This is a genomic window from Thalassotalea sp. PS06 (genome assembly GCF_007197775.1).
Taxonomy (GTDB): domain Bacteria; phylum Pseudomonadota; class Gammaproteobacteria; order Enterobacterales; family Alteromonadaceae; genus Thalassotalea_A.
In genome coordinates this window covers 3,007,134-3,030,525 of record NZ_CP041638.1, presented here as the reverse complement: position 1 = coordinate 3,030,525, position 23,392 = coordinate 3,007,134, and the positions used below count along the sequence as shown (strand labels likewise).

19 protein-coding genes are annotated in these 23,392 nt (G+C 45.0%); 4 read left to right on the top strand and 15 right to left on the bottom strand.

The window, feature by feature from the left end; genetic code table 11:
- Positions 1-32: 32 nt before the first annotated feature.
- The 3 genes from cgtA to rplU all read right to left on the bottom strand — a co-directional run bounded on the left by cgtA (position 33) and on the right by rplU (position 2,331).
- Positions 33-1,193: an Obg family GTPase CgtA gene (gene cgtA / locus FNC98_RS13310; RefSeq protein ID WP_144034797.1), complete on the bottom strand. Its 1,161-nt coding sequence runs from the start codon at positions 1,191-1,193 to the stop codon at positions 33-35.
- Positions 1,194-1,746: 553 nt separating this feature from the next.
- Positions 1,747-2,004, bottom strand: a complete 258-nt coding sequence (gene rpmA / locus FNC98_RS13305; RefSeq protein WP_144034796.1) for a 50S ribosomal protein L27 — start codon at positions 2,002-2,004, stop codon at positions 1,747-1,749.
- Positions 2,005-2,019: 15 nt separating this feature from the next.
- On the bottom strand, positions 2,020-2,331 hold the full coding sequence (gene rplU / locus FNC98_RS13300; RefSeq protein ID WP_138318594.1) for a 50S ribosomal protein L21: 312 nt from the start codon (positions 2,329-2,331) through the stop codon (positions 2,020-2,022).
- A gap of 329 nt (positions 2,332-2,660) precedes the next feature.
- On the opposite strand from rplU, the gene ispB reads away from it, so the two are divergent.
- Positions 2,661-3,632, top strand: a complete 972-nt coding sequence (gene ispB / locus FNC98_RS13295; RefSeq protein ID WP_144034795.1) for an octaprenyl diphosphate synthase — start codon at positions 2,661-2,663, stop codon at positions 3,630-3,632.
- 759 nt (positions 3,633-4,391) lie between these two features.
- Here the strand turns inward: ispB and mdh are convergent.
- Positions 4,392-5,330, bottom strand: coding sequence for a malate dehydrogenase (mdh, locus tag FNC98_RS13290; protein ID WP_144034794.1), 939 nt, complete (start codon positions 5,328-5,330; stop codon positions 4,392-4,394).
- Positions 5,331-5,668: 338 nt separating this feature from the next.
- On the opposite strand from mdh, the gene argR reads away from it, so the two are divergent.
- Positions 5,669-6,136 carry a transcriptional regulator ArgR gene (argR, locus tag FNC98_RS13285; protein ID WP_143581690.1) on the top strand — a complete coding sequence of 156 codons (468 nt, stop codon included), beginning with the start codon at positions 5,669-5,671 and terminating at the stop codon, positions 6,134-6,136.
- Between the two features lie 280 nt (positions 6,137-6,416).
- Here the strand turns inward: argR and FNC98_RS13280 are convergent, their stop codons facing one another.
- The 7 genes from FNC98_RS13280 to lptD all read right to left on the bottom strand — a co-directional run bounded on the left by FNC98_RS13280 (position 6,417) and on the right by lptD (position 14,122).
- A complete protein-coding gene (locus FNC98_RS13280) occupies positions 6,417-7,361 on the bottom strand; it encodes a Dyp-type peroxidase (RefSeq protein WP_143581689.1) in 945 nt (314 codons plus the stop codon).
- A 135-nt stretch (positions 7,362-7,496) separates the two neighbouring features.
- Positions 7,497-8,315, bottom strand: a complete 819-nt coding sequence (locus FNC98_RS13275) for a symmetrical bis(5'-nucleosyl)-tetraphosphatase (RefSeq protein WP_143581688.1) — start codon at positions 8,313-8,315, stop codon at positions 7,497-7,499.
- 15 nt (positions 8,316-8,330) lie between these two features.
- The gene (gene apaG / locus FNC98_RS13270) at positions 8,331-8,723 is read right to left on the bottom strand and encodes a Co2+/Mg2+ efflux protein ApaG (protein WP_143581687.1); all 393 of its coding nucleotides are present in this window, start codon (positions 8,721-8,723) and stop codon (positions 8,331-8,333) included.
- Positions 8,724-8,731: 8 nt separating this feature from the next.
- The gene (gene rsmA / locus FNC98_RS13265; RefSeq protein WP_143581686.1) at positions 8,732-9,538 is read right to left on the bottom strand and encodes a 16S rRNA (adenine(1518)-N(6)/adenine(1519)-N(6))-dimethyltransferase RsmA; all 807 of its coding nucleotides are present in this window, start codon (positions 9,536-9,538) and stop codon (positions 8,732-8,734) included.
- Entirely contained in the window at positions 9,535-10,518 is a 984-nt protein-coding gene (pdxA, locus tag FNC98_RS13260; RefSeq protein WP_143581685.1) for a 4-hydroxythreonine-4-phosphate dehydrogenase PdxA, read from the bottom strand. Before pdxA ends, rsmA begins: the two co-directional genes overlap by 4 nt.
- Complete coding sequence (gene surA / locus FNC98_RS13255) at positions 10,518-11,840, bottom strand: peptidylprolyl isomerase SurA (protein ID WP_143581684.1); 1,323 nt, start codon at positions 11,838-11,840, stop codon at positions 10,518-10,520. Before surA ends, pdxA begins: the two co-directional genes overlap by 1 nt.
- Positions 11,841-11,851: 11 nt before the next feature.
- Complete coding sequence (lptD, locus tag FNC98_RS13250; RefSeq protein WP_185967972.1) at positions 11,852-14,122, bottom strand: LPS assembly protein LptD; 2,271 nt, start codon at positions 14,120-14,122, stop codon at positions 11,852-11,854.
- A gap of 455 nt (positions 14,123-14,577) precedes the next feature.
- Here lptD and djlA point away from each other — a divergent pair, with 455 nt between their 5' ends.
- Positions 14,578-15,372, top strand: coding sequence for a co-chaperone DjlA (djlA, locus tag FNC98_RS13245; RefSeq protein WP_143581682.1), 795 nt, complete (start codon positions 14,578-14,580; stop codon positions 15,370-15,372).
- 307 nt (positions 15,373-15,679) lie between these two features.
- The gene (gene katG / locus FNC98_RS13240) at positions 15,680-17,965 is read left to right on the top strand and encodes a catalase/peroxidase HPI (protein WP_143581681.1); all 2,286 of its coding nucleotides are present in this window, start codon (positions 15,680-15,682) and stop codon (positions 17,963-17,965) included.
- A 51-nt stretch (positions 17,966-18,016) separates the two neighbouring features.
- Here katG and FNC98_RS13235 read toward each other — a convergent pair whose 3' ends face one another.
- The 4 genes from FNC98_RS13235 to rapA form a co-directional block, all read right to left on the bottom strand.
- Complete coding sequence (locus FNC98_RS13235; RefSeq protein WP_143581680.1) at positions 18,017-18,718, bottom strand: hypothetical protein; 702 nt, start codon at positions 18,716-18,718, stop codon at positions 18,017-18,019.
- A 135-nt stretch (positions 18,719-18,853) separates the two neighbouring features.
- Positions 18,854-18,994, bottom strand: coding sequence for a hypothetical protein (locus FNC98_RS16835; RefSeq protein ID WP_185967971.1), 141 nt, complete (start codon positions 18,992-18,994; stop codon positions 18,854-18,856).
- Between the two features lie 75 nt (positions 18,995-19,069).
- Positions 19,070-19,735: a bifunctional tRNA pseudouridine(32) synthase/23S rRNA pseudouridine(746) synthase RluA gene (gene rluA / locus FNC98_RS13230; protein ID WP_143581679.1), complete on the bottom strand. Its 666-nt coding sequence runs from the start codon at positions 19,733-19,735 to the stop codon at positions 19,070-19,072.
- Positions 19,736-20,311: 576 nt separating this feature from the next.
- Entirely contained in the window at positions 20,312-23,215 is a 2,904-nt protein-coding gene (gene rapA / locus FNC98_RS13225; RefSeq protein WP_143581678.1) for an RNA polymerase-associated protein RapA, read from the bottom strand.
- Positions 23,216-23,392 lie beyond the last annotated feature (177 nt).

Here is a 23,392-nt window from a genome sequence, read left to right as displayed (position 1 = left end):
AATGGCTGAGGGCTCTCTACTGGCTGAAGGCTCTATTTACGATATTCGACTTCTACGTCGTAATCGTCTTCATCCCAGTCATCATCGTCGAGATCATCGTCTTCGAATTCGGAAATGGTATCCTTGTGATAGGTATCCCACTTGAATTCAACTTCCTGTTCCTCTTCCAGAGCTTCTTCAACGCTTGGCAGGGTTTCAATAAAGTTCATTAACTTTTCTGTTAATGTTTTCGTGCCTTCATGGTTGAATGCAGAAATTTCAACAACCTCACCTTCCCACTCAAGGGCATCGATCACGCGGTCCATCACTTCTTTGGCTTCATCTTCTAACAATAAATCCATTTTATTGAAGACCAACCAGCGAGGCTTATCCGCAAGCTCTTCAGAGTATTGCTCAAGCTCACGAACGATTGTCAGGGCATTTTCTGCCGGATCGCTCTGATCAGCCGGTAATACATCGACCAGATGCAACAACACGCGACAACGTTCTAAGTGCTTCAAAAAGCGAATACCAAGGCCTGTACCATCGGACGCACCTTCGATTAATCCCGGGATGTCAGCGATAACAAAGCTGCGCTGTGCATTTAAGCGAACCACACCCAGGTTTGGTACTAAGGTTGTAAATGGGTAATCGGCAACTTTAGGCTTGGCTGCAGATACACTGCGAATAAGGGTAGATTTACCGGCATTCGGTAAACCTAAAAGACCAACATCAGCTAATAACAGTAACTCGAGTTTCAGGTTACGGATTTCGCCTGGCGTACCATTGGTTTTCTGACGCGGAGCACGATTGGTACTGCTTTTAAAACGCGTGTTACCAAGACCATGCCAGCCGCCTTTAGCGACCATGAGTTTTTGTTTATGGTGGGTTAAGTCACCAACCTGCTCACCTGTATCAACATCAATGGCACGGGTTCCCACCGGAACTTTTAGTACCAGATCGTCACCGCCTTTACCGGTACAGTTTCGAGACTTACCATTTTCACCGCGGGTTGCGCTATGAAAACGCTCGAACCGATAATCGATCAAGGTATTGAGATTTTCGTCGGCAATTAGATAAACGTCACCGCCATCACCGCCATCGCCACCATCAGGGCCGCCAAATTCGATATATTTCTCACGGCGAAAACTGACACAGCCGTTACCGCCGTCTCCGGCTTCAACGCGAATCTCAACTTCATCAACGAATTTCATGAGAGGTTATATTACTCCGATTTCATCTATTGAAACTTAAAGCTCAGTAGACTCTCTATTTGAGAGAACAATAGATTTCGATTAAAAACTTTGTCTATTAATTCTAGACTCTATTTTGTATATAAACCCTTCAGGGTAAGTAAAGGGATTTACAATGTCGATATATCATCGACGCCAATATCTCGACGAAGCATATCTCCAGCATACCCGTACCGCGTCCTGCTATACGAAAATTGCTCCTGCATTTTCGATATATACACCATCCATGGCGAAATCCGGGCATACTTAGCCTTCTTAGACATAAACCCCCACTAGAATCGATTGTCAGTTCCAGACACAATCGATATATCAACATCCTTGTAGGAAACCATCCATGGGTCGTGAGGATATGTAAAAGGATTTACGGTATGTCGAGATATCATGGACGCCAATATCTCGACGAAGCATATCTCCTGCATACCCTTACCGCGTCCTGCTAACCGGGCATACTTACATCCATGTAATAAAAAAAAACCTCGCAGAGCGAGGTTTTTTTGGAACTCTGTCCCGTAGATTACTCAGCAACGATGCTTACGTACTTACGGTTTTGAGGACCTTTAACTTCGAACTGAACTTTACCGTCAGTTAGAGCGAATAGAGTGTGGTCTTTACCCATACCCATGTTGTTACCAGCGTGGAATTTAGTACCACGTTGACGAACAATAATGTTACCCGCTAAAACAGTCTCACCACCAAAGCGCTTAACACCTAAGCGTTTGCTTTCTGAATCACGACCGTTACGAGTACTACCAGCTGCCTTCTTATGTGCCATTTTTAAAGACTCCTATTAACCGTTAATACCAGTAATCTTCACTTCAGTGAACCACTGACGGTGGCCCATTTGCTTGCGTGAATGCTTACGGCGTTTAAATTTAACAATTTTTACTTTATCGGCACGGCCCTGGCTGACAACTTCAGCTGTAACCTTACCACCTTCAACGTAAGGCGCACCTACGTTGATATCGTCGCCATTGGCAACCATTAATACATTATCGAACTCAACTGTCGAACCAACTTCCAGCTCTAGTTTCTCTAGGCGAATGGTTTGACCTTCACTCACACGGTGCTGTTTACCACCACTTTGGAATACCGCGTACATAGCTACTCCGTAATGCGTCGAATAAATTGACGCGCAAATTAAAATAATAGGTCGCGGATTCTACGCTAAGAATCTTCCCAGAGCAAGCCTAATTATAAAATTTCTGTAAGTTTTTTCGCCAAAGTTATATTTATGTCAGAAGCAGCTCTGTCGGGCGTTACCTTTAATTCACACAAGGGTAACCGGGCTTTTAATTGCAAACCTTAATAAAGGTTTGTTATCCCTTAAAATCGTGTAAAATCAGCAATCTTATTTTACTATCAATCTATGGCTTTTTCGTTAATTACACTTACCGTAGAAGAACTAGCGAGTAACAGTAGCAAATCTATATGAAAATTGAACAGATTCAGTCCTTAGCGCAATCGGATATGGATGCCGTCAATAAGCTGATTTTTGAGCAGTTGGCATCGGACGTGGCGTTAATTAACCAGCTCGGGATGTATATTGTCAATGCTGGTGGCAAGCGTATGCGACCATTACTTACGGTCCTTGCCGCTCGGGCAATGGGATACGAAGGAAAAGATCATGTATGCCTTGCGGCGATTATTGAATTTATTCATACCGCAACACTGTTACATGACGATGTAGTTGACGAGTCAGAATTACGACGTGGTCGAGAAACCGCAAATGCATTATTCGGCAACAGTGCCAGTGTTCTGGTTGGTGACTTTCTTTATACCCGTTCATTTCAGATGATGGTAACGCTGCAAAATATGACGGTGATGGAAGTGCTATCCGATGCAACCAATATTGTTGCCGAGGGTGAAGTCCTGCAGTTGATGAATTGTAATGATGCCGACACGACTGAAGAAAGCTATATGCAGGTTATCTACTGCAAAACCGCGAAGTTGTTTGAAGCGGCTACGCGTTTAGCTGCGGTTATTATGAAGCAACCTCATGATGTCGAAGATGCAATGACGCTTTATGGTCGTCATTTAGGTACTGCATTCCAGCTCGTAGATGATTTATTGGATTACACTGCGGATGCTCAGGAAATGGGTAAAAACGTCGGTGATGACTTAAGTGAAGGAAAGCCTACCTTGCCATTGCTCTATGCGATGCAAAAAGGAACCGATGCTCAGGAAAAGCGTATTCGCGAAGCGATTGAAACCTGCAATGGTATGGAACATCTGGAAGAGATCCTTGGTATTTTAGAAACCACAGGGGCACTGGAATACACGTATCAAAAAGCGATGGAAGAATCGCAAAAAGCAATTGATGCGTTAAAAGACCTACCCGAAAGTGATTACAAACAGGCATTAATCGCATTAGCGGGAATTGCCGTGGAACGTTCCGCTTAACTTATCTCTGTTACAAACTTTAGAATTACTCTGCAATATCTTTAAATGGCGCTTGTTGAAGCGCCTCCTCAACGGCCTGGCTATGCGGGTTTTAGCCATTGAACCTTCCGCTATATCTATAAAGTTGACCGTCATCCCGCACTTGATGCGGGACCTGCTAACGCATGCTGTTATCCTGTTTATTTCAACTTCTTAGCTCAAGAACTAAGTAAACAAGTCTCAGTACACCGAAGGGAGGTCCCGTGTCGGAGCACGGGATGACGATGTAAATAAACAGGATGGCATGTGGTTCCGGCTAGCACTTTCGAGATATGTAGCTTGAACCAAGATTCCCTGTAGTATCAGGGAATGACGCAAGGGTTTTTGCTTTTCACTCGAAGCGACGTTTTATGTCGCGTACCTGGAACAATCTTTGATTGTGCGCTCGAAGTATCGCTTGCGATACATACCAAGAGAAACTCAATTTCTCGACAGCGTCCTCTACGACAGCGTCCTCACAGAAAATTGCTCCCGCATTTTCTGCATATAAGCCATCCATGGCTAAAACAGAAAATTGCTCCTCGATAACTGCTCCTCGATAACCGCTCCTGCGTTATTCTACCTACATACTTCCGTGTATTAGTGCGTTATTCTATCTACATACTTCCATGTATTAGTGCATTTTCTGCATATAAGCCATCCATGGCTAAATTCGACGCAGTCCTCTCCCAAAAACAAAAAAGCCCGCGAAGCGGGCTTTTTTAGAAACTCAAGTTCGGATTACTGGTTGATAAAATCAACGCCTTCCTGAATGTCTTTGTTAAGGGTTGCTAGCATGTCGTCTTTTGCTTTTTGCTCAAACGCGCTTAGCTCACCGTAAGGTAGGTATTCTTCAACACCGTTTTTACCTAGACGAACTGGCTGCGCGAAGTATTGTGCGTCGCCAGTGTTACCTTCAACGTATGCGTAATCGATAACGTTTTCTTCGCCTTGCAGACCTTTAATAAGAGAAAGACAAAAACGCGCTGCAGCTGCGCCCATAGAAAGTGTCGCAGAACCGCCACCGGCTTTAGCATTAACAACTTCCGTACCCGCGTTTTGGATGCGTGGAGTAAGTGCGGCAACTTCTTCTTCAGTGAACTCAACACCTTCAACTTGGGAAAGAAGAGGAAGGATAGTGGTACCAGAGTGGCCACCAATTACCGGAACCTTAGTGTTAGCAACATCAAGACCCTTAAGTTCTGCAACGAAAGCTTCAGAACGGATAACGTCAAGAGTGGTTACACCGAAAACACGGTTTGCTTCATAAGTACCGGCTTTTTTGAATACTTCAGCAACGATTGGCACAGTGCCGTTTACTGGGTTAGTAATTACCCCAACTAACGCTTTCGGACAGTTTCTAACGATGCCTTCAGCAAGAGTTTTGATGATGCCGGCGTTTACAGCGAATAGATCAGCACGATCCATACCGGGCTTACGAGGCATACCTGCAGGGATCAATACAACGTCAGAACCCGCAAGTGCAGAATCTAAGTCTTCTTTACCGAAACCTTCAACAGATACTGCAGTAGGGATGTGTGATAAATCTACAGCAACACCAGGAACTACTGGAGCAACGTCATATAAAGACAATTCTGAACCGGCAGGTAATTGGGTTTTTAATAGTAAAGATAACGCTTGACCGATACCACCAGCTGCGCCTAAGACAGTAACTTTCATTTAACTTCTCCGAGGATTGAGTAATTACTTTAATTTATGCTCGATTGATAGTCGTCCTGGATTCAGGATACGTCAAAGTTTAGTTCAAAACTTATATGAGAAGTGGCAGGAATTTAGGGGGCAAAATCTGTCGCTAAACCAGCTACTCCCGAAAACGTTAATATCCTGGTTGAAGCAATTTGAACTTCACCGGAAAAAATCAACCAAATTTTGGGTGCACAAACGATACAGAAATGTAACTAAAAATACAATCGATTTATATCAACATCAGGTATTTGATGGTATGCTTTCGGGAAAAAGATTCAAGTTTACTTTCGTTAGATAGAAGAACAATCAATATGTCATTACAGCAAAAGCAGGAAGCATTGGTGAATGCTTTTAAAGATTTACTGAAACAGGAAAGATTTGGTTCTCAAGGTGAGATAGTCGAAGCGCTTCGCGCTCAGGGCTTTGATAATATCAGCCAGTCGAAAGTGTCCCGGATGTTGAGTAAATTCGGTGCCGTGCGCACCCGTAACGCACGGCAGGAAATGGTTTATTGTCTGCCAGCAGAGCTTGGTGTTCCTACCGCCAAAAGTCCGCTGCGTCAGTTAGTACTCGATATCGAAGCCAATGAAATGATGATAATCCTGCGCACCAGTCCGGGTGCGGCACAGTTAATTGCTCGTTTGTTGGATTCATTGGGTAAAGCCGATGGCGTACTGGGTACTATCGCCGGTGACGACACCATCTTTATCGCACCCACTAAAGTCAGCGAGATTGACGCAACGTTAGAGAAGCTGCACGTACTTTTCCAGAAAATGTAACGTTAGCAGCAATCGCACAATGAGCACTTGCTTATACCAATCCACTTAATTATGTGGTCTAGTCAGAATGTCAGCCGAGGGAATTATACAAGGCGTCGGTATTTAGGAATGGTCATTCCATTTCAAATAGCGAGTACGCCGTAGAATTACCTCACGGGCATTCCCGGATGGGCAAGTTTGAATGAAAAATCTATTAAATTGCCCCAGTTTTTTCTTCATACCATTCGACGAATTAATTTGTGAGCTATACCTTCTAGAAAATTTGCTGAGTGACTAGAAATTAATGTGGAATGGTATCATTCTCAGGTGCCAGATTCTCAATAAAGTCTATTGATGGTGCAAAAAACGCTGCACCGGTTTCAGCTTGTGTGTACTTGAGGATATGGTCGTAGTTACCCTCAGAGTCGCCGTTAATCATACTGTTAAGAATCAATTCAAAATTATCGGGATTGTTGCAATAAGCGACAAAAAACAGCCCCTGAACTTTCATGTGACCGTACGGCATGCTTTGTCGAACTAACTCCAGGGAATTACCTTGATCATCCTTTAGGTTTGCTCGTTTAGTATGAGCGGTATCGGCTTTATCTGCCGCGGCATATTCAATGTCATCACGTTTGGTTCGACCATAAACATCTTCCTGCTGCTTGGTTTCCAGGGTTTGCCAAAGCTTCATGTTGTGGCGATATCGTTGAATATGCAGGTAACTACCATTCGCAAATGTCGGTTGGTTTTCACCTTTTACCAGCGCTACTTCGCGTTTATGTGGTCCTTTAGGGTTCTCTGTACCGTCAACAAAACCGGTCAGGTCCCGTCCATCCAGGTAGCGAAACCCTTTGACCTGTTCAACCAATTCAACGCTGGAGTTGAGCATCTCGCATACACGAGTGCTGACAATATGATTTACATCAGCGCGATCGCTGCGAATTTCGATATAAAGGTCTATGTTATTTGCTGGCGCTACTCTATCATCCCGCTGCATTGCTGCAAACGGGCGCAATCCGACGGGCTTAGCCCGAGGGTAAAATTCATCCCAATAGGCGGCACCAATGGCAATTACAGCATTTAAGTTTGATTCAGAAAACTGCTCCTGGTAGTCGGCAAACATTTCTGGAAGCTTTGCCAGAGTGTGACGAACATAATCATTTTTATTTTCAAGAACATTAAAAAGCAGGTAATAGCTGTGTAAATTCGGTTCGGCACAGACACCAAATTGCTCTCTTGCCATTGAAACTTCCATCTAAGGTTTGGGGGTTTAAGCCTAAGTATATGGTTTTATCGGTTAATGAAAAAGAGTATTTGTTGCCTAAATGTTATGGAGATATAAATGAAGTGTTTTTGCCTACTGTAAGGAAGGAATAAATTACCCGGCACGTTTGATCGACGGAACACGAAAAATTTTCTTATCCTGCCAACGTAGCAAAGTCATATATCCACCCCAGACGCAACCGGTATCCAGAGCGTAAACGTTGGGATTGGAACAATTGCCATCGAGGGTCGCCCAATGACCAATAACCCATTCTGTCTCGCCTAGATTACCATCCAGTTCGAACCAGGGATACAGGCCATTATCAGGATTGTGGTCGGGGTGTTCTTTATGAGTAAATTCCAGATCGCCAGAAGAGGTGCAGTACCGCATGCGGGTCAAGGCATTAACGCTGTAGCGAAATCGCTGCTCGGCATCTTCAGCCTGGTTCCATGCTGCAGGATTGTTGCCATACATAATGCCAAGATAATAACGGCGATCCCGTTGCAGGCAAGACTGGACATAGGCGGCTTGCTTTATCGCGGTTTCCACATCCCATTGTGGAGCAATACCCGCATGGCTCATGTAGGCATTGCTATCAGGAAGTTTTCTCAATAATGGTTGCTGTGCCAGCCACTCGATAAGCTCAGGTGCATCACTGGCTTCTAGCAAGGGCTCTAATAAATCTTTTTTGTGTGGCTTTTTAAAACCTTCCCAAATCGCAAGCAAGTGTAAATCGTGATTACCGAGGACAGGTTTGGCAACACTACCAAGCGATTTAAGAAACCGTAATGTAGCAAGAGAATCGGGACCGCGGGCGACGAGATCGCCGGTTAGCCAGAGTTCGTCATGTTGCGGGTCGAAGTTAGCCTGGTCGAGTACCTGTTGTAACTCAACGTAGCATCCTTGCACATCACCGACCAGATATATCGCCATACAACTCTTCGTTTATTAATTCAGTATGTTTGGCACCGCTAGACGGAATACCGGGATCTGAACCTTATGTTCGTTTCCACTTAGATCTTTTAAGGTATAAAAGCCTTCCATGGTGCCTAAGGGGGTTTTAATAATGGAACCACTGGTGTATTGATAAGATTGGCCTGCGGCAATAACGGGTTGTTGGCCAACTACGCCGTCGCCTTCCACGGAGACTTTATTGCCATTGGCATCAGTGATCAGCCAGCTGCGGGCAAGAAGCTGTAAGGTTTCTTCGCTGCGATTTTCTATGGTTATAGTGTAACTGAAGACAAAACGCTCATTATATTGATCGGACTGCTCTTCAATAAAATGTACCTGAGCATTAATGTCTACCTGAGAATTATCCTGGCTACTTAGGGTGTTCATCAAATCGATTACTCTGGTGAATTATCGGCTAAATAATTGGCTATCTGCACATACTGCTGCAGGCTAAGGTTCTCGGGACGCAAACTTGGTTTGATACCCAAAGATTCCAATTGTTCAGCGGATAGCAATTTACTCAAACTGTTTCGGATTGTTTTTCTTCTTTGGTTAAAGGCTTCTGTACAAACTCGGCTAAGCCATTTGACATCCTTGGCAGGAACAGGGATTTCCTTATGAGGGATTAATCGCACAATCGCACTGTCAACTTTCGGTGGTGGCTGGAATGCTTCCGGACCAATTTCCATTACAGGAACCACCTGACAGTAATATTGGCACATAATAGACAAGCGGCCATACGCTTTGCTATCCGGTGCCGCGGCCATGCGATTAACCACTTCTTTTTGCAACATGAAGTGCATATCTTTAATTTTATCTTTAAATGTCAATAAATGAAAAATTAAAGGCGTTGAAATATTATAGGGGAGATTCCCAAAAACACGCAGTGGTTGTTCATCGGCCAGTGTACCGAAATCAAATTTCAGTGCATCAATTTCATAGATAGTAAGGTGTTTGGCAATGAACGGATGATGGCGCAGGCGGTGGGCCAGGTCGCGATCTAATTCGACAACGCTAATATCGCCAGCTCTTTCGATAACCGGTTCTGTCAGGGCGCCTAAGCCTGGGCCAATTTCAATCAGGTTTTCACCCGAGCTTGGGTCGATAGCATCGACAATTCGACTGATGACGGCATCGTCATGTAAAAAGTTTTGACCAAACCGTTTCTTGGCCTGGTGCCCTAAATGGCTTTTGTTACTCATTTTCTGTTGGTTACCAACTCTATCGCGTGGTTAAGGGCGGCACGAAAACTGCCGCAATCCGCTTTGCCTTTACCGGCAAGCTCAATGGCGGTGCCGTGATCGACACTGGTGCGGATAAAGGGTAGGCCAAGGGTGATGTTTACCGATGCCCCGAATCCTTTATATTTTAGTACGGGTAATCCCTGATCGTGATACATAGCCATCACAGCATCGGCCTGAGCCAGATATTTTTCCTGAAAAATAGTGTCAGCAGGCAAAGGGCCAACCAAGTGAATACCCTCGGCTCTGAGGCTATCAAGTGCAGGTGAAATCACATCGATTTCTTCACGACCTAAGTGACCATCTTCTCCAGCATGGGGGTTCAGGCCACACACGTAAATTTTCGGCTCTTGAATACCAAATTTCTGTTTTAAATCGGTATCAAGGATACGGGTAATTTTCTGAATACGTTCAAATGTAATCGCTTTAGAGACATACGCCAAAGGGATGTGGGTTGTCATTAAAGACACTCTTAAACCTTCGGTTGCCAGCATCATCACTACGTCAGAGCAATTTGCCTGTTGGGCAAAATATTCGGTGTGACCACTAAATGGAATACCTGATTTATTGATCAAGCCTTTGTGCACAGGACCGGTGACAATGGCATCAAATTCACCGCTCATGTTGCCTTCACAGGCAAGACGCAAGGTTTCTACCACATAGGCGCCATTATTTGGGTTTAAGGCGCCCGGTACACAGGTGTCAGCAAGCAAAACAGGTTTGACCGTAATCCGGCCAGCCTGGTGAGCTTTTGCAGCCTCAGACTCGTCGTATAAATCGACTTCGATGCTAAGACCGAGTTGCTCTGCGCGCTGCTTCAGGAGCTCAGGGTCGGCAATCGCAATTAACTGCACCGGCCAGTTTTCCTGAGCCAGTTTTATTAAAATATCGGGACCGACGCCTGCCGGTTCACCTGGTGTAATTGCGATTTTGGAGACCATTAGTCGCTGTTTCCTTCATCCATAATTTCAATATACGCTTCGTCGCGAATTTCTTTCATCCATCGAACAGACTCAACACCAAACTTACGGTTGTATATGAGCTGGTAAGCACGGTTGGAGTTATTGGTGTCTGTAGCATCTAAGGTGCGACGACCGGTTAACTGCACTAAGTGCCAGCCAAATGATGAACGGAATGGCTTGTGGTATTCATCAACGTCTAATGTTGCCAACGCGTTTTTAAACGCTGGGTCATAGCTTTCTGGATCAGCCCAGCCTAAATCACCGCCACGAGTCGCTGTCGGACCTTCGGAGTTTTCACGGGCTAAGGTATCAAAATCTGCTTCGCCAGCTTCAATTTTCGCCAACATATCAAGTAGCATTTGCTCGGCTTTTTCTTCCGATAAGATGATCGACGGCTTGATAAGGATGTGACGGGATTTAACCTCCTGCACTTCGACTTTTTGCTTACCGCGGATATCGAGAATTTTGATGATATTAAAACCTAGGCCAGTACGAACCGGGCCGAAAATGTCACCAGAGTCTTTTCCATCTACTAATTCTGCAAACAGGGTTGGCATTTCATTGATGCCTCGCCAGCCTAGATCGCCACCTTCTAACGCAGTAGGAGCACTTGAAGATGCAATGGCAATCTTTTTAAAGTCTGAACCGTTTTTCAGAAGATCAACAACTTTGTCGGCACGCTCTTTTGCGGCTACTAAGTCTTCCTGGTTAGGATCATCTGGGAAAGCGATGAGGATGTGACCAAGGTTGTATTCGATATCAGCATTGGTTTGCTGTTGCATCATAGAAACCAGGTTATCGATCTCCTGGGTAGTAATAGAGACGCGGCGACGAACACTGGCACGGCGGACTTCACCGGTTATCAATTCCTTGCGTACGTCTTCACGATAGCTGTCCCATTGCAGGCCGCTATTTAAAATTTGCATACGAAAATCGACGATATTGTTAAAGCCGTTTTCACGGGCGATATTTTTGATGGTCTCATCCAGTTGAGCATCACTGATTTGTACACCCATCCGTTCACCAAGCTGCATCATCAGGCTGTCGGTGATCAGCTTTTCCATGGCCTGGGTGCGAAGTGCGTTATCAGATGGTAACGCCTGGCCTTCATCCTGGGCACGTTGTTTTACCTGATCAACCAGAGCCTGTACTTCAGATTCCAGGACGACACCTGAATTCACAATAGCTGCGACTTTATCAAGAGGTTGTTCCTCGGCTTTTACAGCAGCGTTGAAACTCAAAGCACTGATCATCAGGCCTGATGCCAAAACGGCCTTTCGGATTATTGTTTTATTTAACATACATCTATTCATTAGTTTGAGAGGAAATATGGCCGCTTATAGCCAAACAGTCCTGAGCGTAACATATCATCAATCGCCAGAGGCTTCTGATCGCCACCTAAACCTTTGAGCACAAATTGCAGGGAAACCCCAGTATCAAAGGCATCGCGATCTTCGGCCAAAAAGTCCTGTTCGTCAAGGTTGGTATTGATATTACGGTGGTAGGCAACGCGTACCGCCCAACAGCAACTCTCGTATTGCAGGCCTGCATAGGCTTCCAAAGAGCGACTACGTACCAAATCTTCGGTGACATGACCGATAAACTGCCAATGGCGGCTCAACGGAAAACTGGTCAATGCAGAGACTTGTTCGATCTCATTACCCGATAAATTTCGGATGTAATGATGGTTCAGTTGCACCAGATTACGTTCATTTTTACGATAATCAATAGTTAGCTGACTTTTTTCGGTACTATTTTGCTCAGTGTCATACTGAATATCACCACGAAATTGCCAACGTTCGGTCAACTGAAGGAATAAATCTGCGGCTAAAGCAGACTCGCTTTCTGGCTCATTGTCTTCGTTCAACGCGATATTGCTATCGTTGAAGTAGACGATTTGACCCAGGCTAAGGTGGAAAAGTTCCGTGTTTGATTCATCTAAAAGGCGTGATGTCAAACCCCAGGAAATCTGATTGGCCTGAGCGATTCGGTCTAAACCGGAAAAACGTCGGTCTCGAAACAGTCCGTCAAAATCATCCTGCAATGGCGTGGTATCGTAATTGGCGATCATCGACTGATCTTCGTCCGGTATATACAGGTACTGCAATTGCGGCTCTAGGGTTTGCACAAAGTTCTGTTTGAAGTAATTGGCAAAACGGTCAAATCTTAACCCTGCATGGATGCGGGCTTTTGGAAGTGTCCGGCTGACATCTTCGTCCAACAGAGGGTTATTGTCGATATTGTGTTGCTGATACTGGGTATGCATCAACCGCAAATCGGTATTTACGAACCAACCTGGCATAGTGTAAGGAAGCGCAAACCCCGCTTCAACGTGGAAACGATCCGCTTCTGGTTTAGTCGGATCACTGATCTCAAACCGGGTATATTCGCCAAATACATTAAATGAGCTATTCAAAAATCCAAGCGGTTGATAAGCCTGAAAATCCAATTGCGGGATCGTTTGATAACTGTCCTCGCGATCACCCAATACTTTCAGCCCCTGTACTTTCATGCTCGTTTGCCAGTTCTCAGCAAAATAGGATAACTCACCGATACGCCACAAATAGGCATCGGTAGAAGAAAATTGATCACTTTCTAAATCGACCAGATAGTTGTCATCACTGATGTCACTGTAATCGACAAATACCCGAAAGTTTTCGGCAAAAGTTCCCATGTGTTGATAACGACCTAGGTAACGTTCATCGTTACTGGATAGTTCGCTGTCAGAGCCCAGATATTCAAAATCTACCTGACCAAATTGCTCACCAAATAAATAACGAAACTGGCTTCGTAACTGGGTTCCACGCTTGGACATATAATATGGCGTAATCGTGGCGTCCATATTCTCGCGAATATTCCAATAAAACGGCAAACCTAATTCAAACCCGGATTTACTGGAGGAGGATATTTGTGGATATAAAAAACCAGTCTTACGTTCATTGGTAAGTGGGAAGGTGAAGTAAGGTAAGTACATTACCGGAATATCTTTTACCCGAAAGACCGTGTTGTAGGCACTACCGGTATTGTCTTCTGTCGATAAATCGATTTCACTGGCGGAAATTTGCCAATCTGGTGTCTCTCCCAAACATGAAGTGAAACTTGCATCTTCGAGGATTACACCTTGTTCGGTAATTTTTAATTGATCAGCGGCGCCACGGCCTGGGGACAACCCCAGCTGATAATTGGAATTGCTCATCACCACCGAATTCTTGGCATTGTCAGCTTCTAGCTGGCTCGATTGGATGGTGATATTACCATCCTGAAATTTGGTATCACCGGCGGTGCGAATCTTTCCGGCGTCGCGGTCGATCAATATTTCGTCGGCGACAATGCGTTTATCTTCGTAAGCGAGTTTCACGCCACCGGAAAATTTGGTCGCTTTGTCGGCGACGGTTTCTGAAGATTTCGATTCGATAACGATGGAATCAAAACGTTGGCTTAAATCTTCTTTAAGCTCAATTGGAACTACTTCGGGTAAAGGACATTGAATGAAGTCGCCAGACAGCGCCAGGTTATTGGATTCCTGGGCAAACACGGGTACGCTAACAGCGGTTAACAATACAGCAATACGGGAGCTTGGCATGTACTTTCCGAAAGAATTAGACAATTTATTGTTATCAAATAATTCAATTATTATAGTCTTGGCCTGATACCACATGTTGATGGTTTGGTATACTTCGACCCGCTCTGCGAATCGTAAGGGATAACTTCAACTTACGAATATTTACATTGGCGACTATGATATAGCAATTCCTTCGAAATTACATTATACCAATCACATTAAATTATCGCTCACTCAGTGAGAATTTAAAGGCTTTTAGACAAGGCTTTGATTGCAGAGAATGGTCTAAAGCTGAGTTGCTGCAAACTAATTGTTGCGAGGCTTTCGGGGATTGATACATTTGAATACCAAAGTAGCATTGCAATAGTCGGGGGGAAGTTTGTAACATAGACGCCATTATTGAAATCAATTTAATGACTTGATGGTTTTCTAATGGGTTGTAAAACCGGTCATTTTTATTTGCGAAAGGTTAATTGATGAGAATTTGGGGTAGAGTTTTTGGTACCTTATTTGGCTTTTTAGTCGGACGAATTATTGGCGCCGTTTTAGGTTTCTTTGTTGGCTGGAAATTTGACAAAGGACTTGGTGGAGATTTTGCGGCCTTTAATCAGCAAAATGAAACGGAACGTCAAAACCAGTTCTTTTATATCACGTTTTCGGTAATGGGGCATATAGCCAAGGCCTCAGGACAGGTCAGCGAAGATGAAATCGCCTTTGCTACCGGCCATATGAATCGCTGGGGGCTAAGTGGAGAGACACGTAAGGCAGCACAAAACGCCTTTCGAGAAGGCAAACAACCGCATTTCAATCTGCAGGAGCAAATGAAAAAGTTAAAGCAAGTTTGCTTTGGCCGTAAAGACTTATTGCAGATGTTCGTAGAAATTCAGATTCAGGCGGCGTTTGCCGATGATGACTTGCATCCGAAAGAGCGTGAGATCCTTCATGGTATCGGTGGTGCTTTGGGTATTCCGGCTCGTCACCTGGATTTCATGCTGGATCGCATTATTGCTGGCGAGCACTTTCATCAACAAGGTTCGCAACAATCGCCGCAACAACAGCAACAACGTCTTAACGACGCCTATAAGATCCTTGGGGTGACACCTCAGACTCCTGCCAGAGACATCAAAAAGGCGTACCGCAAGCTGATGGCGCAACATCATCCGGATAAATTGGTGGCTAAAGGCCTGCCACCGCAGTTAATGGAAGATGCCAAGCAAAAGGCGCAGGATATACAGGCCGCCTATGAGTTGGTAACTAAACAAGCGGCTTAATTGACGACTTAGTGACATGATGTTGCTCCATTATTTCTTTGCCTCCCAGCTAGCTTCCCAACGTTGTTTTGCCACGCCCAAACACATATCCTCAACCTCTCATTTTGTTAGTTAAAGCAGCGATAAATCAATGATTTATGCTATTGAAAAAATCTATCGTAACAATCTATTAAAACAATTTTTTCTATTCTAAATCACCCACTACACTTAATTGGTCGAAAACAAATAAACAATCGCTGAATTGTTGTGCGATTTTTATCGTTGCACAACATCTCAGTTGCAATACCTGAATACTGGAGGGTAGCAAATGAAGTTTACTTACAAGTTTCAACGTTCCGCGGTAGCAGTGGTAATTAGTACATTGCTGGCAGCAACGCCGGCCGCTGCTGAGCAAACCTCAAGCAAACCAGCTGGGGTAATGGGGTCTGGAGATGCTACGGCGCTTCAACCAAAATCCAATCAATTCTGGTGGCCGGATCAACTTGATTTGTCACCGCTTCGCGATCATCGTCCAAGTTCAAATCCTTATGGCGTAGAGTTTGACTATGCAGAGAAATTTAACGCTCTGGACTTGGACCAGGTTAAAGCTGACGTCGATAAGTTGCTGACCGATTCACAGGACTGGTGGCCAGCAGATTTCGGTAATTACGGGCCTTTCTTTATCCGCTTGTCTTGGCACAGCGCCGGGACCTATCGCACCCTGGATGGCCGAGGTGGTGGCGATGGCGGGCAGATGCGTTTTGATCCTCTCAATAGCTGGCCGGACAACGGTAACCTCGACAAAGCTAAACGTTTGCTCTGGCCTGTTAAACAGAAATATGGTGAAAGCCTTTCCTGGGCCGATCTAATGATTCTGGCGGGTACTGTGGGCCTTGAAAATATGGGCTTTAAAACCTATGGGTTTGCCGGCGGCAGAACCGATGACTGGGAGCCTGATTTGGTTTACTGGGGGCCGGAAGTGGAAATGCTTGCCAGTGACCGAGAAGACAAAGATGGTGAACTGCAACGTCCTTTAGGGGCTACCCATATGGGGTTGATTTACGTAAACCCGGAAGGTCCGAAAGGCAAACCTGACCCGAAAGGCTCGGCGAAAAATATTCGCGTCGCCTTTGGTCGTATGGCGATGAATGATGAAGAGACGGTAGCTTTGATCGCTGGTGGCCATACTTTTGGGAAAATGCATGGTGCCGCGAAAGCGGGCGAGTGCCTGGGCAAAGAACCTGGCGGAGCGGGCATAGAAGAGCAGGGCCTTGGCTGGAAAAACGGCTGTGGTAAAGGCCACTCTGAAGATACGGTTACTAGTGGGTTAGAAGGTGCCTGGACGCAACAACCAACGCAATGGACCACCCTGTACCTGCAAAACCTGTTAAATTTTGAATGGGAACAAACCAAAAGCCCTGCAGGTGCCATCATTTGGGTACCAAAGGACAAATCCTTACATGAATCGGTACCCGACGCCCACGTGAAAGGTAAGCGTAATCCACCGGTAATGACCACCGCAGATCTGGCGATTAAGTTTGATCCTGCATATCGTAAAATTGCTGAGCGATTCTTGGAAAACCCAGAACAATATCGACTCGCGTTTGCTAAGGCCTGGTACAAGCTAACCCATCGTGATATGGGCCCGAAAAGCCGCTATCTGGCCGACTCAGCTCCGGACGAGGCGTTAATTTGGCAGGATCCCGTGCCTGCTGTTGAGTTTAAAGCCCTTGATGATGATGCTATCGAGTCATTGAAGAAAGAAGTGTTAGATTCCGGCTTATCGGTTTCGGATTTGATTCGAACCGCCTGGGCTTCTGCTGCAAGCTTCCGGGCTTCGGATATGCGCGGTGGTGCCAATGGCGCGCGTATCATGTTGGCGCCGCAAAAAGACTGGGCGGTTAATAATCCTGAATCTTTAGCAAAAGTGTTAGATAAGCTTGGCGATATTCAAAAAGACTTCAATGATGATGCTTCCGGTGGCATGGGTGTCTCCATGGCAGACTTGATTGTTCTGGCTGGCAATGCCGCGGTTGAAAAAGCTGCCAAAGATTTCGGTTATGAGGTAACGGTACCTTTTGAATCCGGCAGAACGGATGCAACTCAGGAGCAAACGGATGTTGAATCATTTGCCTTGCTAGAGCCTAAAGCCGACGCATTCAGAAATTACTTCAATGCCGAGACCAGCTATAAAGGCCCGGCTGAGATGCTGGTTGACCGTGCCGATCAACTCAACCTGACGGTACCTGAAATGACAGTATTAGTTGGCGGCCTTCGGGTACTTGGTGCCAATGCTGAAGGCGACAATAATGGTGTGTTCACGGACAAAGTGGGTACGCTGAGTAACGACTTCTTCGTGAACCTGCTGGATATGTCAACTAGCTGGCAAAAAGCCGGTGAAGAGGGTATTTATCAAGGCATGGATCGCGCAAGTGGTAAGCAAAAATACACCGCAACTACCGTAGATTTGATCTTTGGTTCTAATTCAGAGCTCAGAGCGGTTGCCGAAGTTTATGCTTATGACACCTCGAAAGAGAAATTCGTTAATGATTTTGTCGCGGCCTGGAGTAAGGTAATGCAGCTCGATCGTTTCGACCTTCGCCATCATTTGTAAAATGTGATGAGTGTGGCAGCACTATGTCGCTGCCACGCTTACTTTTTAACGTTAGCTTCGGCTAACCTCGACTTGCCTTAAATAGGCATTCACTTGTTTACCTATTTCTAATAACGATTTTGCCTCAGCTTCCAATTCTGCTTTTTTGACTGTTTCTGAAAAATTCGTATCAGCGTCAACGTTAATTGCTTTTACATCCTGAGTGCTGACCACAGACTGAATGATGATCCCTGATCTGACATCAACAACAATGGCTTCAACGGCACAATAAGCTTTACTCTCGTTGGGGTCGAGAAAACGATACTTTTGATAGGAATCACATTGGCTGCGATACGTTAAAAGTAAGTCAGCCTGAAATCTTGCCGCAGCTTCTCGCAATGCGTTGATGGATGTTTTTTCTGGGATCAACATAGCCGGCAAAAACGAAGCATCATAGACTTTCTCGGATGACCGTAATTCACGAATAAATCCATCACTTAAAGATTGCGTAAGAGCAGTAAAATCCGAAGAATAATATTGCCAATGCTGATGGTTATTCAGCTTGAGTATGGCAATGCGATTTAATGCCGGCAAGCTGACACGGTAGGCCAACAGCTCATTAATTTTTTGATCGTTGTCATCTGCGAGAAGCTGGCTGGTAAGTCCCGGCTGAGTGGTCTTATCATTGTAATAGTTGGCTGGCCGATGCTGGGAGCCTACCGTTGTGCATGCACCAAGCATGAGCGTCATTGCAATAATGATGATTCTATTCATTGTGTTCCTTTAGTTTATTCTTTGGTTATTTAAGGAAGATTTGTAGCTGTAACGTATCATAAAAAATCGTAAGCCCTTGCGACCATGATTTGCCAATGATTCTTAAAAGCCCGGAACTTTGACTGAATTGATTATTCAGGGCTTCTCGCCAGAATCAAATTCCTGGTCAATTACTGACAATTCTTTGAGCTTTTCTTCGAGTTTGGAAATGCGCTTGTGGGCCATTAGTGCAAAGCTAAATCCACACAAGCCAAAGATAAATCCGAGTATGTCCATGTTATTTTCTCAGCAATTAACAAAGGTTATTTTTCCCATAAATACTGAGAAAAGTAAATTGTGTTTGAGCAGAGGTTAAAAGGTTGGCTCGGTCTCGAAAGTCATCTTTTCACCACTATGGGGGTGAAACAGGGTAAGGGCTTTGGCGTGCAGTTGCAGGCGTGGACTTAGCGCTAAAGCTTGTGGATGAGCATATAGCCTGTCGCCAATAATCGGATGCCCCAGGCTTAACATATGGACACGCAACTGGTGGGAACGACCGGTTACTGGCATCAGTTTTACCAGGGTGGTTTGCGGTTCTCGTTCTAGCACCTGATATCCCGTTATGGCTTTTTTACCACGTTCATGATCGACCATTTGTTTGGGACGATTTGGCCAGTCACATATCAAGGGTAAATCAATTTCCCCGGTATCTTTTTTAACGCTGCCAAATACCCGTGCCAGGTAATATTTTTCGGTTTGTCTTTTTTCAAATTGACGGGATATAGCGACATGGCTGGGCTTGTTCAACGCCATAACCATCACCCCGGAAGTGGCCATATCAAGACGATGCACTATGGTTGCCGTTGGCAACACCCGTTGCACTCTGTGTTGTAGACAATCCTGATGCTCGGGCAAACGACCGGGTACGGTTAATAACCCACTTGGTTTATTGACAATCAGCAAGTCATCATCTCGATACAAAATATCGAGATAAGGCGTCATCGGCGGCTTGTAAACAAAATCTGGATTGGCTGACATAAGAAAAATTACTTCAAAACAAATTTAGAATTCGGAATTTAGAATTAAGAATTCTAAATTCTGACGGCAGACGGCAGACAGCGGACATCTTGGCAAGTATGCTCTTTTCTTTGGTCTGCTGTCTGTGCACTGTGCGCTTCGAGATTTTACCTGAAAAATAAAATCTCGAGAATTTAGATTGCAGACGGCAGACAACGGATATCTTGGCAAGTATGCTCTTTTCTTTGGTCTGCTGTCTGTGCACTTCGAGATTTTACCCGAAAAATAAAATCTCGGGAATTGAGATTGCAGACGGCAGACAACGGATATCTTGGCAAGTATGCTTTTTCTGAACTCTGCCGTCTGTGTACTTCGAGATTTTACCCGAAAAATAAAATCTCGGGAATTCGGATGGCAGACAACGGATATCTTGGCAAGTATGCTCTTTTCTTTGGTCTGCTGTCTGTGCACTTCGATATTTTACCCGAAAAATAAAATCTCGGGAATTGAGATGGCAGATGGCAGACAACGGATATCTTGGCAAGTATGCTCTTTCTAAATTCTGTCGTCTGTACACTGCCGTCTTTGTTCTTCCGTTTAGTGACTCACAACGATTAAGCGAATCGCTTCAAACTTTAACTGCGCGTGCTCGATATAATGGGTAAGTTGCTCCTGCTGTGCAACAATAAATTCAAGTTCCGATTCACGAACATTCGGATTCACTGCGGCTAAGTCTTTAAGTCGAGTTAATTCTTCGTTTAAACCTGACTGCATCTTTTCCAACGCCTGTTGCTGTAGTCCTGCGACTTGCTGTTTGCACAGGGCTTCGGCTTTATCAACAATCGGCGGTACAAAGCTGCGCAGGGCTTTCACTAATTGCATCCCGGTTTGCTTCTTCACCGGTTTTAACTGCTGATCAAACCCGGCTTCATTCACTTTATCTGCGAGATTATTACCATTTTTATCCAGCAACAAACGAATTGGTGTGGTTGGTAAATAGCGACCCAATTGTAATTCACTCGGCGCCATGCCCTCCAGGGTATAGATACATTCTACAAAGAAGCTGCCCACTGGAATCGCCGGGTTTTTAAGGATAGCTAAAGAAGCGTTACCGATTTCATCGCTAAGCACTAAATCAAGGCTGCCACGAACCATAGGATGATCCCAGGTTAATAACTGATAGTCCTCGCAGCTAAGCGCGGTCTGGCGATCAAAGGTTACCGTTGTGCCGTCTTCCCCAAGACCTGGGAAGTTAGGGCTTAGCATGTGCTCACTTGGTGTCAGGGCAATGGCATTGTCGGCTTTGTCGTCCTGATTAATACCAAACACATCAAATACCGAGAACATATATTGCGCCAGTTTAATATCTTCATCCTGGGCTTCAATATCCTTGACCAGTTGCGCGGCTTTACCATGACCAGATGAGTGGATTTCTAAAAGCTTGTCGCGGCCGGTTTCTAATTCTGCTTTAAGTTTGAGGTGCAGCTCACGGCTGGCGTTAACCAGGTTTTCGAGGCTGCTATCGTCCCAAATTCCCTGCAATGCGCTTTGCACCAAAGGTCTGGAAAATTCATCATAGATGGCGCGGGCGGTTACACAGGTTTGTTCGAATGCATTCATCGCATTGTGATACCAATTCATCAGCATTGATTGCGGAGATTGCTCAAAATACGGGACATGAATTTTTATCGTTTGGGTCTGGCCAATACGATCTAATCGGCCTATACGCTGTTCCAGTAAGTCCGGGTTTTGTGGTAAATCAAACAGCACTAACTGATGAGCGAACTGGAAGTTACGACCTTCACTACCAATCTCTGAACACAACAGCACCTGGGCGCTATCTTCTTCCTGAGCGAAATAAGCCGCAGCTTTATCGCGCTCAAAAATACTCATACCTTCATGGAACACTGCAGCGCGAATACCTTCTTTAACGCGCAATGCTTCCTCTAAATCTTTCGCAGTTTGCGCCTGTGCGCAAATGACCAGGACTTTGGCTTTGCGATCCTGATTCAGTAACTCAATCAGATAATCAACACGTGGGTCGATGTCGGTCCATGAAGATTGATGAGGGCCAAGCTGATAAAAACATTCCGGGGTGAATATGTATTTGCAGCGATTATTGGTTAACAGCTCATCGGTATCACCTTGAGCAATAAAATCCTGAATGCATTCGTCATAGGCTTCTGGTAACGGCAGGGCTTTGGCATGAAGTTGGCGTTCAGGGAAGCCTTTGATGGTATTACGAGAGTTTCGAAACAGAATACGGCCGGTACCGTGCCGATCCAGCAATTGATCGACTAAATCGGCTTTGATTTTATCGCTGTGTTCATCATCGCTATTGATTGCCATCAACTCAGCGCTGATATCTTTTTCCGAAAACAATACCTGCAGGCTATGTTGTTGAGCATCATTCAATGCTTTATCTGCCAAAAGGGCATTGGCGGCATCGGCTACATCAGCATAGTGCTGTTCTTCTTCGACAAATTTTTGATAATCAAAAAAACGATTGCGGTCTAACAAACGCAGACGGGCGAAATGGCTTTGATGTCCCAGTTGATCTGGGGTCGCCGTTAAAAGTAACACTCCCGGGATATATTCGGCCAACATATCAATGCATTGGTATTCCATGCTTGGCGCGTCTTCGCTCCAGGCAAGGTGATGGGCTTCATCAACAACCATTAAGTCCCATTCTTCATTGGCAATGTTTTCGAATTGGTCGGCGTTGCTGGCTAGAAAGTTAAGATTGACCAACACCAACTGCTCACTACTAAACGGATTTTCTTCCTCGCCGTACTGTTGACAGCGCTCTTCATCGAAAATGCTGAATTTCAGATTGAAACGTCGCATCATTTCCACCAACCATTGGTGGGTAAGGGCTTCAGGAACGACGATTAATACCCGTTGGGCACGACCGGAAACCAGTTGCTGGTGGATAATCAAACCCGCTTCAATCGTTTTACCTAAACCGACTTCGTCGGCGAGTAACACCCGCGGTGCATAACGCTGGCCAACTTCTTCAGCGATATATAATTGGTGTTCAATCAGGCTGACGCGGCCACCAATTAACCCGGTTAATGGCGATTGTTGTTGCTCGTTGGCAATTGCCAACGAGCGTTTACGTAACTGATACCAGTCAAGGCGATCAAACTGACCATTTAACAGGCGGTCGTGAGGTTTATTAAACTTGATGAAATGATCCAGCATCATTTCTTTTAGCTGCACGGTTTCGTCTGTATCCTGATGGGTACCTTCATAGGTGTAAAGGTTGTTATCTTCGATAACGTTGGTGACGGTTATGGAGAATCCTTCATGGCTGGGAATCGTGTCGCCGACATTGAATACTACCCGGGTTAACGGGGCATCTTTAATGGCATACTGTCTGGATTCACCGGTAGCAGTAAAAAGAATGGTGACAAATCGATTTTCTACCGCAACCACGGTGCCTAAACCTTGATCTGACTCACTATCTGAAATCCAGCGTTGACCAAGAAAAAATGACATAAAACTCTCCGTAAAAATCCGCGCTTGTCAAAACGGGCGCCATGTTAGCGCTTTCTTGTCCCGGTTGAAACTAATTTAAAACTTGTTTGTTTTCAGGGGTCACTATTAATGCAATTTGTAGTAAAAACAACCAGCGAATATAGCCCACAGCCAAGCAATTGCTAAGAATACCAATTC

Coding starts and splice junctions, on each gene's coding strand:
- cgtA (WP_144034797.1), bottom strand. CDS start 1,193: ATGAAATTCGTTGATGAAGTTGAGATTCGCGTTGAAGCCGGAGACGGC.
- rpmA (WP_144034796.1), bottom strand. CDS start 2,004: ATGGCACATAAGAAGGCAGCTGGTAGTACTCGTAACGGTCGTGATTCA.
- rplU (WP_138318594.1), bottom strand. CDS start 2,331: ATGTACGCGGTATTCCAAAGTGGTGGTAAACAGCACCGTGTGAGTGAA.
- ispB (WP_144034795.1), top strand. CDS start 2,661: ATGAAAATTGAACAGATTCAGTCCTTAGCGCAATCGGATATGGATGCC.
- mdh (WP_144034794.1), bottom strand. CDS start 5,330: ATGAAAGTTACTGTCTTAGGCGCAGCTGGTGGTATCGGTCAAGCGTTA.
- argR (WP_143581690.1), top strand. CDS start 5,669: ATGTCATTACAGCAAAAGCAGGAAGCATTGGTGAATGCTTTTAAAGAT.
- FNC98_RS13280 (WP_143581689.1), bottom strand. CDS start 7,361: ATGGCAAGAGAGCAATTTGGTGTCTGTGCCGAACCGAATTTACACAGC.
- FNC98_RS13275 (WP_143581688.1), bottom strand. CDS start 8,315: ATGGCGATATATCTGGTCGGTGATGTGCAAGGATGCTACGTTGAGTTA.
- apaG (WP_143581687.1), bottom strand. CDS start 8,723: ATGAACACCCTAAGTAGCCAGGATAATTCTCAGGTAGACATTAATGCT.
- rsmA (WP_143581686.1), bottom strand. CDS start 9,538: ATGAGTAACAAAAGCCATTTAGGGCACCAGGCCAAGAAACGGTTTGGT.
- pdxA (WP_143581685.1), bottom strand. CDS start 10,518: ATGGTCTCCAAAATCGCAATTACACCAGGTGAACCGGCAGGCGTCGGT.
- surA (WP_143581684.1), bottom strand. CDS start 11,840: ATGTTAAATAAAACAATAATCCGAAAGGCCGTTTTGGCATCAGGCCTG.
- lptD (WP_185967972.1), bottom strand. CDS start 14,122: ATGCCAAGCTCCCGTATTGCTGTATTGTTAACCGCTGTTAGCGTACCC.
- djlA (WP_143581682.1), top strand. CDS start 14,578: ATGAGAATTTGGGGTAGAGTTTTTGGTACCTTATTTGGCTTTTTAGTC.
- katG (WP_143581681.1), top strand. CDS start 15,680: ATGAAGTTTACTTACAAGTTTCAACGTTCCGCGGTAGCAGTGGTAATT.
- FNC98_RS13235 (WP_143581680.1), bottom strand. CDS start 18,718: ATGAATAGAATCATCATTATTGCAATGACGCTCATGCTTGGTGCATGC.
- FNC98_RS16835 (WP_185967971.1), bottom strand. CDS start 18,994: ATGGACATACTCGGATTTATCTTTGGCTTGTGTGGATTTAGCTTTGCA.
- rluA (WP_143581679.1), bottom strand. CDS start 19,735: ATGTCAGCCAATCCAGATTTTGTTTACAAGCCGCCGATGACGCCTTAT.
- rapA (WP_143581678.1), bottom strand. CDS start 23,215: ATGTCATTTTTTCTTGGTCAACGCTGGATTTCAGATAGTGAGTCAGAT.